The organism is Mesorhizobium sp. WSM3224 (genome assembly GCF_000427725.1).
In the GTDB taxonomy this organism is placed as follows: Bacteria; Pseudomonadota; Alphaproteobacteria; order Rhizobiales; family Rhizobiaceae; genus Mesorhizobium.
Genome location: NZ_ATYO01000005.1, coordinates 196,493 through 210,545 on the forward strand (window position 1 = coordinate 196,493; position 14,053 = coordinate 210,545).

Below are 14,053 nucleotides of genomic sequence, written 5' to 3' on the forward strand. Positions count from 1 at the left end.
CTCGAAAAACGGATGATCCCTCGCTATTCCCGGCCGGACATGGTCGCCATCTGGTCGCCCGAAACCCGCTTCCGCATCTGGTTCGAGATCGAGGCGCATGCCTGCGATGCGCTGGCGGAGTTGGGCGTCATCCCGAAAGAGGCGGCAAGGACGATCTGGGAAAAAGGCGGCGCCGCCAAATTCGATGTCGCAAAGATCGACGAGATCGAACGCGTCACCAAGCATGACGTGATCGCTTTCCTGACCCATCTCGCCGAATTCGTCGGGCCGGACGCCCGCTTCATCCACCAGGGCATGACCTCGTCGGACGTGCTCGACACCTGCCTTGCGGTCCAGTTGACGCGGGCCAGCGACATCCTGCTCGCCGATATCGACGCCCTGCTTGCGGCGCTAAGGCGCCGCGCCTTCGAGCACAAGGACACCGTCACCATCGGCCGCAGCCACGGCATCCATGCCGAGCCGACCACCTTCGGCATCAAGCTGGCGCAGGCCTATGCCGAATTCTCGCGCTGCCGCGAGCGGCTGGTGCACGCGCGGGAAGACATTGCCACCTGCGCCATTTCCGGCGCCGTCGGCACCTTCGCCAACATCGAGCCTTATGTCGAAGAGCATGTGGCGGCAAAACTCGGGCTGAAGCCGGAGCCGGTGTCGACCCAGGTGATCCCGCGCGACCGCCACGCCATGTTCTTTGCCACGCTCGGCGTCATCGCTTCGTCGGTCGAACGCCTCGCCATCGAAATCCGCCATTTGCAGCGCACCGAAGTGCTGGAGGCGGAAGAGTATTTCTCGCCGGGCCAGAAGGGCTCGTCGGCAATGCCGCACAAGCGCAATCCGGTGCTGACGGAGAACCTCACCGGCCTTGCCCGCATGGTGCGCGCCTACGCCGTGCCTGCGATGGAAGACGTGGCGCTCTGGCATGAGCGCGACATTTCGCATTCCTCGGTCGAGCGCATGATCGGGCCGGACGCGACGGTGACGCTGGATTTCGCCCTGGCACGTCTCACCGGCGTCGTCGACAAGCTGCTCGTCTACCCCGAGAACATGGAGAAGAACCTCAACAAGTTCCGCGGCCTGGTGCATTCGCAGCGCGTGCTTCTGGCGCTGACCCAGGCCGGCCTGTCACGCGAGGACGCCTATCGGCTGGTGCAGCGCAACGCCATGAAAGTGTGGGAACACGGCGCCGATTTCCTTGAGGAACTGCTGGCCGACAAGGATGTAACGGCCGCGCTGCCCGAAGCCGAGATCCGTGAGAAATTCGACCTCGGGTATCATACGAAGCACGTCGACACGATCTTCAAGCGGGTGTTCGGAGCAGCTTGAGGCGAGCAAAGCGTGCGTCTGCGCCAAGCTGGAACACCCCTCATCCGTCTTGTCGCTTCACGACAAGCCACCTTCTCCCACAAGGGGAGAAGGGGGAGTTTGGCGCTTACATCCCTGCAAATCACCAACGTCTACGATTGGCGGTGGCACTCACGCTGCCTTCCCTTCTCCCCTTGTGGGAGAAGGTGGATCGGCGCGATAGCGCCGAGACGGATGAGGGGTGCTCCAGCTTGGCACGAGCCTCGATCACGCCTTGCCCGGCACGGTCTTGATCACCGTGCCCCACGGATCCTCACGGCTCGTCTCGGCCTTCACATTGTCCGAGCGCATCTCCACCCAGGCGAGACCCGAGCGAGATGGATCGCGGCGTCCGGCGCCGGCGCTCTGCCAGGCATTGGCGCCGATATGGTGGTGGTAATGGCCGGACGACAGGAACACGGCCTGGCCGCCATATTTGGCGACGGTGTCGAAGCCGAATTCGTCATGCCACCAGGCTTCGGCATCTTCCGGCCGGCCGACGCGCAGGTGCACATGGCCTACAATGGTATTTTCCGGCGCGCCCTGCCAGCCGGCATCGCCCGCCGGCACACTCCCGACCACCGCCGGCAGGTTCAGCCGCTCGGTCGCCATGGCGATACGGTCGCCGCTCCATTTCCAGTCCTGCGGTCGGCGGTCGGCATAGATCTCGATGCCGTTGCCCTCCGGGTCGGTCAGGTAAAGCGCCTCGCTGACCAGATGGTCCGAGGCGCCCTCGATGCCGATGTGGCTGGCGGCCGCGTGGCTGATCCAGCGGCCAAGATCGGCGCGCGACGGCAAAAGGAAAGCGGTGTGGAAAAGGCCGGCGCTGCGCGGATCGTCTGGCTTGGCCGAAGAATCCGGCTCGAGCACAAGCAATGGCCGGTTGGCGGCGCCAAGCGTGATCGCCCCGTCGGCGCGGCTTAGTTCCTGCAGGCCGACAACGGTGCGGTAATAGGCGGCCAGGCTCTCGGCATCGCGCGCCCTCAACCCGACGCGCGACACGCTGACCGGGGTTGTCGCGGCAAAAGGCAATTCGCTCATCAAATTCTCCGTTCAGGCGGCACTTGTTCCCGATATGGGATTTTCGAGGCCACCAGCTATTATTCCCTTGTTCCCACTCCAAATCGTCGATTGCGATCGTTCACACAAGACAGCAAGAATCGAACAAGGTGTTCACAATTGTGATCGCACCTGATGTTATCACAGGGTTGCAGGCGGAAAGGCCGCTCGCTACATCCGCGCCATGAAAGTCAAAGACACAGATATTTTGATCGTGCCAGGCTACACCAATTCCGGCCCTGAGCACTGGCAGACCCGCTGGCAGTCGAAACTGTCGACGGCGCGCCGGGTCGAGCAGGCGGAATGGACAAAGCCGGTGCGCGAGGACTGGACCGCGAGCGTGGCGAACGCCGTCAACGAAGCCGAGCGGCCGGTGGTGCTCGTTGCGCACTCGCTTGGCGTCGCGGCCGCGGTGCAGGCCATCCCGCAATTCAAGAAGCCTGTCGCCGGCGCCTTCTTCGTGGCGCCGCCGGATGTCTCCAATCCGGAAATCCGGCCGAGGCATCTGATGACCTTTGGCCCCTATTCGCGCGATCCCCTGCCCTTTCCGTCCGTCGTGATCGCCAGCCGCAACGACCCGTTCTGCGCCTTCGAGATCGCAGAGGACATTGCCGCCGCCTGGGGGTCGCTCTTCATCGACGCCGGCGAGGCCGGCCATCTCAACCAGGACGCCGGCTTCGGCCCATGGCCTGAGGGTTCGATGACCTTTGCCAAGTTCCTGACGGAACTGAAGCAACCCTGAGCTCGGCGCCGCGTCAGGCGCCGATCGAATCCCGCATGCTTTTCAAAAGCGTCTTGGCGCCGAGCGAGATCAGCGCGTGGTCCGAGCCCATGGCGAGCAGCCGGTAGCCCATCGACACGACGCGGCCGGCAACTGCCGGCTCGACGACGTAGATCGCCGCATGCTTTCCGGCCTTGCGCGTCCGCTCGGCGATCGACGCGACCGTCTCCATCATGCTTTCCAGCGTCGAATTGACGGTGGTGCCGTTCGACCAGGCGATCGAGAAATCCGACGGACCGACGAAGATGCCGTCGATGCCGGGCGTGTCCAAAATGCCGTCCAGCGCCTCGAATGCCGCCCGCGTCTCGACCATCGCGAAAGCCATGGTGCGCTGGTTCGAATCGCGTAGCCATTCGGCATGGTCGCCCTTGCCGTGGCGCGGAAAAGCATAGGTCGGGCCCCAGGAGCGTTCGCCCAACGGCGGATATTTCATCGCGGCGGCGAACTGCCTGGCATCGGCGACCGAATTCACCATCGGGGCGATCACCGCCTCGGCGCCGAAATCGAGCGCGCGGCTCGCCATGTCGAAGCGACCGACCGGAATGCGCACCAGCGCCGGCTTGTTGGCTGCCAGCACCGGCACAAGGCCGCGCAGCACGCTGTCCTCATGGTGGCCGCCATGCTGCATGTCGAGTGTGACCGCATCAAAACCTTGCTTGGCGATGATCTCGACGGTCAGCACGTCCGGCACGCCCGACCAGGCGGTGAACAACGTTTCGTCGGCGGCCAGGCGTGATTTGAGCGACATCGGAACTTTCCTTGTTAACAATCCGCAGTTTCAGCCGGAAACGACGGCAAAGGCAAAGAAAAACCGCCCGGTTTGGCCGGGCGGTCGATTGGTCCAGCTAGAGCATGATACCGAAAAGCGTGAAGCGGTTTTCGCACGACATCATGCTCATCTCTCAAGCAATTCCAGGAAAAGCGTGCAACGGTTTTCCGTCCGGAATTGCCTAAAACAAAAAGATAGAGCGTTCGGCGTTTCTGTGAAGCGCCAAAACGCTCTAACCTCAGCTGTTCTTGATCTGCTCGATCGCCTGCGCCATCAACTCGTCCATGGTGCGGCGGATCTGGTGATCGGACTGGTCGACGCCGGCCGCGTCGAAATCCTTGCGGATCTTGCGGAAGACATCATGGTCGCCCGCTTCCTCGATATCGGAAACCACCACTTCCTTGGCATAGGCTTCGGCTTCGGCGCCGGATTTGCCCAATTTCTCGGCGGCCCAGAGGCCAAGCGCCTTGTTGCGGCGCGCCGAGGCCTTGAAGCGCAGTTCCTCGTCGAAGGCGAATTTGCGCTCGAAGCCCTCTTCGCGGTCTTTCATGCTGCTCATGACGTCCCTCCGATCAATCCGATTCGCTTGGCGGTGAATATGTGTGATGCGCATGCACAAATCAAAAGGCCGCCGGCCGGTCAATATGCTTCGTCGCGTGCTGCGCTGCGGCATTTCAGTCCCGAAAGCGGTTGATCCGCGGGATTTGCCGATTGAGCAAACAGGGCGATTACGATAACACCGGCATTGAACGCCACCGTCGCCATACTAATTTAGGCAGACGGACAGGAACCGGTCACTTGCCGCCTGCCCGCAGATCCAGAGAAAAATCAAATGAAAAATCGCCGCCGCATTTACGAAGGCAAGGCCAAGATCCTCTATGAGGGACCTGAGCCGGGCACGCTGATCCAGTTCTTCAAGGACGACGCCACCGCCTTCAACAAGAAGAAACACGAAGTGGTCGATGGCAAGGGCGTGCTCAACAACCGCATTTCCGAGCACATCTTCAACCACCTGAATCGCATGGGCATCCCGACCCACTTCATCCGCCGGCTCAACATGCGCGAGCAGCTGATCAAGGAAGTCGAGATCATCCCGCTCGAGGTCGTCGTGCGCAATATCGCCGCCGGCTCGTTGTCCAAGCGCCTCGGCATCGAGGAAGGCACGGTGCTGCCGCGCTCGATCATCGAATTCTACTACAAGGCCGATGCGCTCGACGACCCGATGGTGTCGGAGGAGCACGTCACCGCCTTCGGCTGGGCCAGCCCGCAGGAAATCGACGACATCATGGCCTTGGCCATCCGCGTCAACGACTTCCTTTCCGGCCTGTTCCTCGGCGTCGGCATCCAGCTCGTCGACTTCAAGATCGAATGCGGTCGCTTGTTCGAGGGCGATATGATGCGTATCGTCGTGGCCGACGAGATCTCGCCGGATTCCTGCCGGCTGTGGGATGTCGCGACCCAGGACAAGCTCGACAAGGACCGTTTCCGCCGCGACATGGGCGGCCTGGTCGAGGCATATCAGGAAGTTGCCCGCCGCCTCGGCATCATCAACGAGAACGAGCCGCCGCGCCCGACGGGCCCGGTGCTCGTCGCCTCCTCCGGGCCGCCCAAGGGCCTGAAGCACTGACTACCAGGGCCTGCCGGCAACGGCAGGTCTTTTTCCTAAACGACTGTCTGCCCAGGAGTGTCTATGAAAGCCCGTATCACCGTGACCCTCAAGAACGGCGTCCTCGACCCGCAGGGCAAGGCGATCGAGCACGCGCTTTCCGGGCTGGGCTTCGACGGCGTCGGCCAGGTGCGCCAGGGCAAGGTGTTCGATATCGAGCTCACCGGAACCAACAAGGCCAAAGCCGAGGCCGATCTCAAGGCGATGTGCGACAAGCTTCTGGCGAACACGGTGATTGAGAATTACGCGGTGGAGATCGCCTGACGATGAAATCAGCCGTCGTCCTCCTGCCCGGCCTCAACCGCGACCGCGACATGATTGCGGCGCTGACCAAGATTTCCGGCCATGCGCCGGCGACCGTGTGGCAGACCGACACCGAAATTCCCGATGTCGACCTGATCGCCATCCCCGGCGGCTTTTCCTTCGGCGACTATCTGCGCTGCGGCGCGATCGCGGCGCGCATGCCGGTGATGCGGGCGGTCGCGGAGAAGGCCGCCAAGGGCGTCACCGTCATCGGCGTCTGCAACGGCTTCCAGATCCTGGTCGAGGCGGGGCTGCTGCCCGGCGCCCTGATGCGCAATTCGTCGCTGAAATTCGTCTGCCGGCAAGTGAAGCTTGAGATCGCCAATGCCAACACCATGTTCACTCGCGGCTACCAGCCCGGACAGATCATCCGTTCGCCGGTGGCGCATCATGACGGCAACTATTTTGCCGATCCCGAGACGCTTGCCCGGCTCGAAGGCGAAGGCCAGGTGGTGTTCCGCTATGCCGAAGGTACCAATCCCAACGGCTCGATCAACGACATCGCCGGCATCGTCAACGACAAGGGCAACGTGCTGGGCCTGATGCCGCATCCAGAGAACCTGATCGAGGCGGCGCATGGCGGCAATGACGGCCGGGCGCTGTTCGAAAGCGCGCTCGGCATCGCCGCTTGATCCTTGAAAATTCCCAGAACGCGGGGGCGGACTGACCATGGGACTGACGATTGCTCGCCTTGCTCTCCTGGCCGCCGCCGGGCTTGCCTTGGCCTCCTGCCAATCCACCCCCAAGGCCACACCGGTGCCGTCGGGCAAGAGCGCCTCGCTGCTGGCGATGGAGCAGGTCGCCATCTCGGCGCATAAATGCTGGATCGCCAGCAAGGACCCGGCGTTCAAGGCCTACCAGATGGCCAATGAGCTCAATTCCTACAGCGGCACCCCGCGCTTCCTGCTGGTGCCCACCAAGCATTATGGCGGCAAGCCGCTGCTGGTCGTGCAGGCGCAGGGCAATTCCAGCCGCGTCGATGCTTTCGGACCGCTGATGAATGAGCCGCTCGGCGCGCGCATCAGCGCCGATATCACCCGCTGGCAGGCCGGCAATCCGTCCTGCGCTGCTGCCGCGTGAAATTGCCATGGGCCGGTTTCTGCAGGTCGCGGGACTGGTTATCGGGCTGATTGCGCTCGTCCTGCAATTCGCCATCACGATACCGGCATCGATGGCGGCGGGACGCGGCCTGCTCGGCTCGATCGTCTTCTATTTCAGCTTTTTCACCATCCTGACCAATATCGCGGCGGTGATGGTACATGCCGCGCTGGTCTCGCCGGCCGGCTACGCTTGGTTCCCGGCCTTCGCCGGACCGCGCATGCGGGCTGGCGTCGCGGTCGCCATCACCCTGGTCTTCATCATCTACGCGACCGTGCTGGCGGGGCTATGGCAACCGCAGGGCCTGTTCCTGCTTTGCGACGCCCTGCTCCACTACATCACACCGCTGATCTTCGTGCTGTGGTGGCTCATTGCTGGTGCGGATGGCACGACGCGCTGGCGCGATATCTCCTGGTGGACGATCTATCCGATCGCCTATCTCGCCTATGCGCTGATACGCGCGCCATTCGCCCGCGAAGTGCCCTACCCGTTCCTTGACGTAGCCAAGAACGGCGCGGCCAGCGTCGCCGTTTCGGCTTTGGCCATCACCGCCCTGTTCATCGGATTGAGCGCGCTCGCCGTGCTTGTCGATCACGGCATCGGCCGGTTGCGGGGAAAGCCCGCAACCCGGATTGCATCCAGCCGTCTATAACTCGTCACTCCCAGAACGCCCGGATGCCTTCGCGATGGGCATCGCAGCGCGAGATGCCGATATCCTTGAGCTGGTCGTCCGTCATCTCCATGAGCGCAAGGCGGCCGCGCCGACGCGCCAGCATTCGGTCGATCTGCCTGACGAGGGAACGGAGCACAAGCACCAGGCGGCCGACGAAGCTACGGCGGCCCTGATGATGGGCCCGCGCGGGAAGTGCTGGTTCGACGTAGCGAATTGTCTCGATTGTATCCATTGTCGCTCTGCCTTGTCTGAATTGTACCTCTCGAACCGTTGAATCGGTATGGATTGACTCATCACGCGGTGCAATATAGAAAATTGTCACCATGACAAATTGGCTCCCCGATCTCTCCTCTGGCTCCGGTCCGCTCTATCAGCGTCTTGCTGACAGCATTGAGTCAGATATCGACAGGGGCGTCATCGATGCCGGTGCGAAACTGCCGCCGCAGCGCGACCTCGCCTATGACATCGGTACCACCGTCGGCACCGTCGGCAGGGCCTATCAGCTGCTGCGCGAACGCGGCCTGGTGAGCGGCGAGGTCGGTCGCGGCACCTATGTGCTCGTGCAACACTCGGAAACGCCAAAAACGGATCTCGAGCCCGCCATCCAAGGCACGCGCGCTATCGACGCGCCGGCGGGCAAACTGCGCTTCGACAGCACCGCGGCACCCGATGTCGGTCAGGGTGCCATCATCGCCGAAATTCTGGCGCGAACGGCGCAGGAACATCCGCACGAGATTTCGAGCTACACCAGGGACTTTCCCGAACGCTGGTATGAGGCCGGCAGCCGCTGGCTTAAACGCAATTCCTTCAGCCCCTCGCCGGATTCCATCGTGCCGACGCTTGGCACCCATGCGGCGGTGATGGCGGCGATCGCCGCTCTCACCACACCCGGTGACGCGATCGTCTTCGAGCATCTCACCTATTCGCAGATCTCGCGCAGCACCGGGCTGATCGGACGTCGAACCGCGCTTGTTTCGGCTGACGATGACGGCATCGATCCCGACGATTTCGAGCGCGTCTGCGCGCAGAAACACCCGAAGATGATGTTCCTGATGCCGACGGTGAAGAACCCGACGCTGATCACGCTGTCGGCGGAGCGGCGCCAGGCCATCGCGCGCATCGCGCGTAAATACAATGTCGTGCTGATCGAGGACGATCTCTATGGCAAACTGAGCGACGATCCGACGCCGTTGCTTGCCGAATATGCGCCGGAGCGCACCATTGTCGCCGGCGGCCTGTCGAAGTCGGTCGCGGCGGGCGTGCGCGGCGGCTGGCTTTCCTGTCCGCCCGCCTATCGCCACCGCATCCGCGTGGCGCACAAGATGATGACCGGCGGCCTGCCCTTCCTGCTTGCGGAGGTCGGAACGAGGCTGGTGATGTCAGGCCATGCCGGCGAGATCCGCAAGCGCTGCATTGCCGAGTTCCAGGCGCGTCTGCATTTGGTACGCGAGACTCTGGCCGGGTTTGACTTCAGGATAAGGGACAATGTGCCCTTCGTCTGGCTCACCTTGCCGGACCCCTGGCTGTCGGGCACCTTCAAGAATGCCTGCCTGGCGCAAGGCGTGCTCATCGACGACGAGGACGAGTTCAAGGCCGGCCGTTCCGAGCAGGTTTTCCACTGCGTCCGCTTCGGCGTCTCACAGCCGCGCCGGCAGAAAGATGTCGCCGACGGCGTCGCGGTCATCCGCCGCCTGCTCGACGAAGGCCGCGCCGGCTACGACAGTTTCTCCTGACCCGTCCGGCGATGTCGGTCGAGCAGCCGCTGGCGCGGCGGTTTTCAGGCGTTTTTCGTCATCCGGTGGGGTGTATCGCGCGAAAGCTTGCGATATGAGGGGGACTCGAAAAATCCCCGCTCCCACGGACAAAAATCGCCGCCCATGACCATTTCCAATTCCGTGCCGATCACCCCGGAACTCGTCGCCGCGCATGGGCTGAAGCCCGACGAATACCAGCGCATCCTTGACCTGGTCGGACGTGAGCCGAGCTTCACCGAGCTCGGCATCTTCTCGGCGATGTGGAACGAGCACTGTTCCTACAAGTCTTCCAAGAAATGGCTGCGCACGCTGCCGACGAGCGGCCCACAGGTCATCCAGGGCCCCGGCGAGAATGCCGGCGTGGTCGACATCGGCGACGGCGACTGCGTCGTCTTCAAGATGGAGAGCCATAACCACCCGTCCTACATCGAACCCTATCAGGGCGCGGCGACCGGCGTAGGCGGCATACTGCGCGACGTCTTCACCATGGGTGCCAGGCCGGTTGCGGCCATGAACGCGCTGCGCTTCGGCGCGCCTGACCATCCCAAAACCCGACATCTTGTCGCCGGCGTGGTTTCCGGCGTCGGCGGCTACGGCAATTCCTTCGGCGTCCCGACCGTCGGCGGCGAGGTCAATTTCGACCCGCGCTACAATGGCAACATCCTGGTCAACGCGTTCGCGGCGGGCCTTGCCAAGACCGACGCCATCTTCCTGTCTGAAGCCAAGGGCGTCGGCCTGCCGGTCGTCTATCTCGGCGCCAAGACCGGGCGCGACGGCGTCGGCGGCGCCACGATGGCCTCGGCCGAATTCGATGACAAGATCGAGGAAAAGCGGCCGACCGTGCAGGTCGGCGATCCCTTCACCGAAAAATGCCTGCTGGAAGCCTGCCTCGAGCTGATGGCCTCGGGCGCCGTCATCGCCATCCAGGACATGGGCGCCGCCGGCCTCACCTGCTCGGCCGTCGAGATGGGTGCCAAGGGCGACCTCGGCATCGAGCTCGACCTCGACAAGGTGCCGGTGCGCGAGGAGCGCATGAGCGCCTACGAGATGATGCTGTCGGAAAGCCAGGAGCGCATGCTGATGGTGCTGCGCCCCGAAAAGGAAGAGGAAGCCGAGGCGATCTTCCGCAAATGGGGGCTCGACTTTGCCATTGTCGGCAAGACCACCGACGATCTGCGCTTCCGCGTCATCCATCAGGGCGACGAGGTCGCCAACCTGCCGATCAAGGACCTGGGCGACCAGGCGCCGGAATATGATCGCCCCTGGGTCGAGGCAAAGAAGCCCGCGCCGCTCGCGGCGAACGATGCGCCCACGGCAGATGTCGCCGACGCGCTGCTCAAGCTGCTCGGCGGGCCCGACCTCTCCTCGCGTCGCTGGGTGTGGGAGCAGTATGACACACTGATCCAGGGCAACTCGTTGCAGCTTCCCGGCGGCGACGCTGGCGTCGTGCGCGTCGAAGGCCACCCGACCAAGGCGCTGGCCTTCTCCTCCGACGTCACGCCGCGCTACTGCGAGGCCGATCCGTACGAAGGCGGCAAGCAGGCGGTGGCTGAATGCTGGCGCAACCTGACCGCTACCGGCGCCTTGCCGCTCGCCGCCACCGACAACCTCAATTTCGGCAATCCGGAACGGCCCGAAATTATGGGCCAGTTGGTCGGCGCCATTAAGGGCATCGGCGACGCCTGCCGCGCGCTCGGCTTTCCGATCGTCTCCGGCAATGTCTCGCTCTACAACGAAACCAATGGCCGCGGCATCCTGCCGACGCCGACCATTGGCGGCGTTGGGCTCATTTCCGACTGGTCGAAGATGGCGCGCATCGGCTTTGCCGCCGAGGGCCAGATGATCGTGCTGGTCGGCGCCCCGCCGAGCTGGGGCAGCCATCTCGGCCAGTCGGTCTATATGCGCGACATCCATGGCCGTGCCGACGGCCCGCCGCCGCCAGTCGACCTCGACCATGAGAAGCGGGTCGGCGACCATGTGCGCTCGCTGATCGCTTCGGGCATCGTGACCGCCGCCCATGACGTCTCCGACGGCGGCCTGGCGATAGCGCTGGCCGAAATGGCGATGGCCTCCGGCATCGGCGCCACCATTCCCGGCCTCACCGGCACAGACCCGATCCCGGTCTGGTTCGGCGAGGACCAGGGCCGCTATCTGCTGACGCTCGCGATCGACCCGCAAAGCGGCGAATGGGACAGGATCCGCGCAGAGCAGGGCATGCTCGGCATCTTCGCGCCCTGGATCGGCACCACCGGCGGTCGTGAATTGAAGCTGGGTGACGCAGGGCCGATCCCGGTCGCCGAGCTGAAGGCTGCCCATGAAGGCTGGTTCCCGCGCTTCATGGATCAGGCCAGTTGACCAGAAGCATGTCTCCCGAAAGTCTGCAGCGGTTTCGGGAAAAAGACATGCTTGAAATACAAGATCTAAAATATGTCGCATAAATCCGGGATTTTTCGCGACAAACGGCACGGCCAGAATTGGCGTGGGCTCGTTTCGATTTCAGATTCGACGGTCGCAAATGATTGCGCAATCTGGCATCCTTTGGGTCGCAATCATGATTGACCTTAGGAAACGACAATGAGCGACCACCAAGAACACAACCCATTTGATGGCCCTCAGATGCAGGGAATGCATTACGAGCGGGCCGATATGTCAGGCGCCAATTTCGATGGCGTAAACCTCGCAGACGCACGGTTTTACGCTGTTTTGACTAAGGCAAAATTCACCGACACCAATTTAAGCGAAGCGGTTTTTGATGATATCAGCCTTGCAGATGCGCGCTTTAATAACGTCAATCTGTCTGGAGCCGCCATCACGAATGCAAACCTATCGCGGTTGACCTTAAGCGGCGTCACGTTGGCAGATTCAGACATCAAAAATGCCGATTTGACCGGGATGCGGATCAATGGCGTTCTCGTAACCGATCTATTCCTGGCCTATGAAAAGGCGAAAACCTGAAGGCCATTTGCTTCCGAGACAATGCACAACGTCGCAGAAAGAGCGCTGGCGGCTTGTGTTCCTGGACGTTTTAGGACGGTCTGCCTTTTTTATGCGACATGATTTAACCGCCAGGGCGCTGGTTGCAGTCGTCTTCTGGCCGTCCCTGTTCTTCTTCTGGTTTCTCGGACCGTTCGTCCTTTTCCTGCTGTCGACGACCTCGAGCGAGGTCTGCCCACGGCTGGAAACCGGCGCGGAATTCCTTGCCGCGGCCAACGCCTCGCTGCCGATGCTCATCGTGCAGAACCTGATCTATGCGGTTCCGATCGTCTGTCTGGTGCTGTGGAACCGGCTTTCTCCGGAGCCCGCGCGGGCAAGGCGCATCGCGACCTGCATCAAGCTCTTCGCTGTCGCCGCGGTGATCGGGGCGATCTGGGAATACGGCTCGTCTTTGACCTGCGACGGCTACGGCCAGGCCTTCTTCTCAACCGCATGGCAGATGACGAGCTATCTTCCCATCGTCAGCCTGCTGATCAACATCCCGCTCTACGTGCTGGTCTTCAGCCTCGGCCGCGCCTATTCAACGCGCGATGACATCACCGAAGACGGCGTTGTTCATTCCAGGCAGGATAACCCTTAATGCATGTCGCCCAGAAGTGCGTAGCGGTTCTGGGACAACGACATCATCAAAACTATGACCTACAGCGCGTCGCCTGAATCCGTGTCGGCGCGACGCGCTTTAGGTCTCCGTCGCTGACGGAACGGCTTCAATCCGGGCTGGAAAGGCTTTAGGCTCGTCCGAGTCACACGATACATGCCCGCTTGAAACAGGATTTTGCCATGGCAATGGATGCCCACGACATCGAAAAACTGATCAAGGACGGCATTCCGGACGCCAGGGTGACGATCCGCGATCTGGCAGGCGACGGCGACCACTATGCGGCCGAAGTGGTGGCGGAAAGTTTTCGGGGCAAGAGCCGTGTCCAGCAGCACCAGATGGTCTATGACGCGCTGAAGGGCAATATGGGCGGCGTGCTGCACGCGCTGGCGCTGCAGACCAGCGTTCCGGACTAATGCATGTCGCCCAGAAGTGTGCAGCGGTTCTGGGACAACGACATGCATCAAAACAAAAACTTAAAGCGCGTCGCCTGAATCCGTTTCAGCGCGACGCGCTTTAAGACCTGCCGCCACCCAGGCTTGGCCCAACTCGGCCCATCCCTTGCGCCATTCCGAAGCCGGCGCGGCTAATGTCTTGTTTCAGCCAACCTATGGGTTTATTTGAAGGACATGCTTCGAGCCTGACTCCCACAGGCGTGAAAGGACCGTCCATGACTGGCATCAACGACTACATCGACAATGAAGTGAAGAGCAACGACGTCGTGCTTTTCATGAAGGGCACGCCCGGCTTCCCGCAATGCGGGTTCTCCGGCCAGGTGGTGCAGATCCTCGATTACATCGGGGCCGACTACAAAGGCGTGAACGTGCTCGACTCGGCCGAACTGCGCCAGGGCATCAAGGACTACTCCAACTGGCCGACGATCCCGCAGCTCTATGTTAAGGGCGAATTCGTCGGCGGTTGCGACATCGTGCGCGAAATGTTCCAGGCTGGCGAATTGCAGGCCTTCCTGGTCGAAAAGGGCGTGAGCGTCAAAGGCGCCGCCTGATTTAAATTTTGCTC

17 protein-coding genes are annotated in these 14,053 nt (G+C 62.4%); 13 read left to right on the plus strand and 4 right to left on the minus strand.

What is annotated here, in order from left to right:
- The first annotated feature begins 12 nt into the window (after nucleotides 1–12).
- On the plus strand, nucleotides 13–1,320 hold the full coding sequence (purB, locus tag YU3_RS0111510) for an adenylosuccinate lyase (protein WP_027166388.1): 1,308 nt from the start codon (nucleotides 13–15) through the stop codon (nucleotides 1,318–1,320).
- A gap of 246 nt (nucleotides 1,321–1,566) precedes the next feature.
- On the opposite strand, the gene YU3_RS0111515 is transcribed toward purB, so the two are convergent.
- Complete coding sequence (locus tag YU3_RS0111515) at nucleotides 1,567–2,379, minus strand: VOC family protein (protein WP_027166389.1); 813 nt, start codon at nucleotides 2,377–2,379, stop codon at nucleotides 1,567–1,569.
- Between the two features lie 202 nt (nucleotides 2,380–2,581).
- Here YU3_RS0111515 and YU3_RS0111520 point away from each other — a divergent pair, with 202 nt between their 5' ends.
- Nucleotides 2,582–3,139: an alpha/beta hydrolase gene (locus YU3_RS0111520; RefSeq protein ID WP_027166390.1), complete on the plus strand. Its 558-nt coding sequence runs from the start codon at nucleotides 2,582–2,584 to the stop codon at nucleotides 3,137–3,139.
- A 13-nt stretch (nucleotides 3,140–3,152) separates the two neighbouring features.
- Here YU3_RS0111520 and YU3_RS0111525 read toward each other — a convergent pair whose 3' ends face one another.
- Together YU3_RS0111525 and YU3_RS0111530 are read right to left on the minus strand one after the other, a co-directional pair.
- The gene (locus tag YU3_RS0111525; protein WP_027166391.1) at nucleotides 3,153–3,926 is read right to left on the minus strand and encodes an HpcH/HpaI aldolase/citrate lyase family protein; all 774 of its coding nucleotides are present in this window, start codon (nucleotides 3,924–3,926) and stop codon (nucleotides 3,153–3,155) included.
- 259 nt (nucleotides 3,927–4,185) lie between these two features.
- Nucleotides 4,186–4,506 (minus strand): DUF1476 domain-containing protein, encoded by a 321-nt coding sequence (locus YU3_RS0111530; RefSeq protein ID WP_027166392.1) that lies wholly within the window; start codon nucleotides 4,504–4,506, stop codon nucleotides 4,186–4,188.
- A gap of 273 nt (nucleotides 4,507–4,779) precedes the next feature.
- Between YU3_RS0111530 and purC the strand changes: the two genes are divergently transcribed.
- From purC to YU3_RS36375, 5 genes are all read left to right on the plus strand, one after another.
- The gene (gene purC / locus YU3_RS0111535) at nucleotides 4,780–5,574 is read left to right on the plus strand and encodes a phosphoribosylaminoimidazolesuccinocarboxamide synthase (protein WP_027166393.1); all 795 of its coding nucleotides are present in this window, start codon (nucleotides 4,780–4,782) and stop codon (nucleotides 5,572–5,574) included.
- A 63-nt stretch (nucleotides 5,575–5,637) separates the two neighbouring features.
- Nucleotides 5,638–5,877 carry a phosphoribosylformylglycinamidine synthase subunit PurS gene (gene purS / locus YU3_RS0111540; RefSeq protein WP_027166394.1) on the plus strand — a complete coding sequence of 80 codons (240 nt, stop codon included), beginning with the start codon at nucleotides 5,638–5,640 and terminating at the stop codon, nucleotides 5,875–5,877.
- Nucleotides 5,878–5,879: 2 nt separating this feature from the next.
- Nucleotides 5,880–6,548 carry a phosphoribosylformylglycinamidine synthase subunit PurQ gene (gene purQ, locus YU3_RS0111545; RefSeq protein ID WP_027166395.1) on the plus strand — a complete coding sequence of 223 codons (669 nt, stop codon included), beginning with the start codon at nucleotides 5,880–5,882 and terminating at the stop codon, nucleotides 6,546–6,548.
- 37 nt (nucleotides 6,549–6,585) lie between these two features.
- Nucleotides 6,586–6,996 (plus strand): hypothetical protein, encoded by a 411-nt coding sequence (locus tag YU3_RS0111550; protein ID WP_027166396.1) that lies wholly within the window; start codon nucleotides 6,586–6,588, stop codon nucleotides 6,994–6,996.
- Between the two features lie 7 nt (nucleotides 6,997–7,003).
- Nucleotides 7,004–7,666, plus strand: coding sequence for a Pr6Pr family membrane protein (locus YU3_RS36375; RefSeq protein ID WP_036258297.1), 663 nt, complete (start codon nucleotides 7,004–7,006; stop codon nucleotides 7,664–7,666).
- Between the two features lie 4 nt (nucleotides 7,667–7,670).
- On the opposite strand, the gene YU3_RS0111560 is transcribed toward YU3_RS36375, so the two are convergent.
- Nucleotides 7,671–7,919, minus strand: a complete 249-nt coding sequence (locus tag YU3_RS0111560) for a DUF1127 domain-containing protein (RefSeq protein WP_027166397.1) — start codon at nucleotides 7,917–7,919, stop codon at nucleotides 7,671–7,673.
- A gap of 91 nt (nucleotides 7,920–8,010) precedes the next feature.
- Between YU3_RS0111560 and YU3_RS0111565 the strand changes: the two genes are divergently transcribed.
- From YU3_RS0111565 to grxD, 6 genes are all read left to right on the plus strand, one after another.
- On the plus strand, nucleotides 8,011–9,420 hold the full coding sequence (locus YU3_RS0111565) for a PLP-dependent aminotransferase family protein (protein WP_027166398.1): 1,410 nt from the start codon (nucleotides 8,011–8,013) through the stop codon (nucleotides 9,418–9,420).
- Nucleotides 9,421–9,564: 144 nt separating this feature from the next.
- On the plus strand, nucleotides 9,565–11,796 hold the full coding sequence (purL, locus tag YU3_RS0111570) for a phosphoribosylformylglycinamidine synthase subunit PurL (protein ID WP_027166399.1): 2,232 nt from the start codon (nucleotides 9,565–9,567) through the stop codon (nucleotides 11,794–11,796).
- A gap of 219 nt (nucleotides 11,797–12,015) precedes the next feature.
- Nucleotides 12,016–12,396 (plus strand): pentapeptide repeat-containing protein, encoded by a 381-nt coding sequence (locus YU3_RS0111575; protein ID WP_027166400.1) that lies wholly within the window; start codon nucleotides 12,016–12,018, stop codon nucleotides 12,394–12,396.
- A gap of 91 nt (nucleotides 12,397–12,487) precedes the next feature.
- Complete coding sequence (locus YU3_RS0111580; protein ID WP_027166401.1) at nucleotides 12,488–13,015, plus strand: hypothetical protein; 528 nt, start codon at nucleotides 12,488–12,490, stop codon at nucleotides 13,013–13,015.
- 200 nt (nucleotides 13,016–13,215) lie between these two features.
- Nucleotides 13,216–13,449, plus strand: coding sequence for a BolA family transcriptional regulator (locus YU3_RS0111585; protein WP_015318146.1), 234 nt, complete (start codon nucleotides 13,216–13,218; stop codon nucleotides 13,447–13,449).
- Nucleotides 13,450–13,703: 254 nt separating this feature from the next.
- Complete coding sequence (gene grxD / locus YU3_RS0111590) at nucleotides 13,704–14,039, plus strand: Grx4 family monothiol glutaredoxin (protein WP_027166402.1); 336 nt, start codon at nucleotides 13,704–13,706, stop codon at nucleotides 14,037–14,039.
- Nucleotides 14,040–14,053 lie beyond the last annotated feature (14 nt).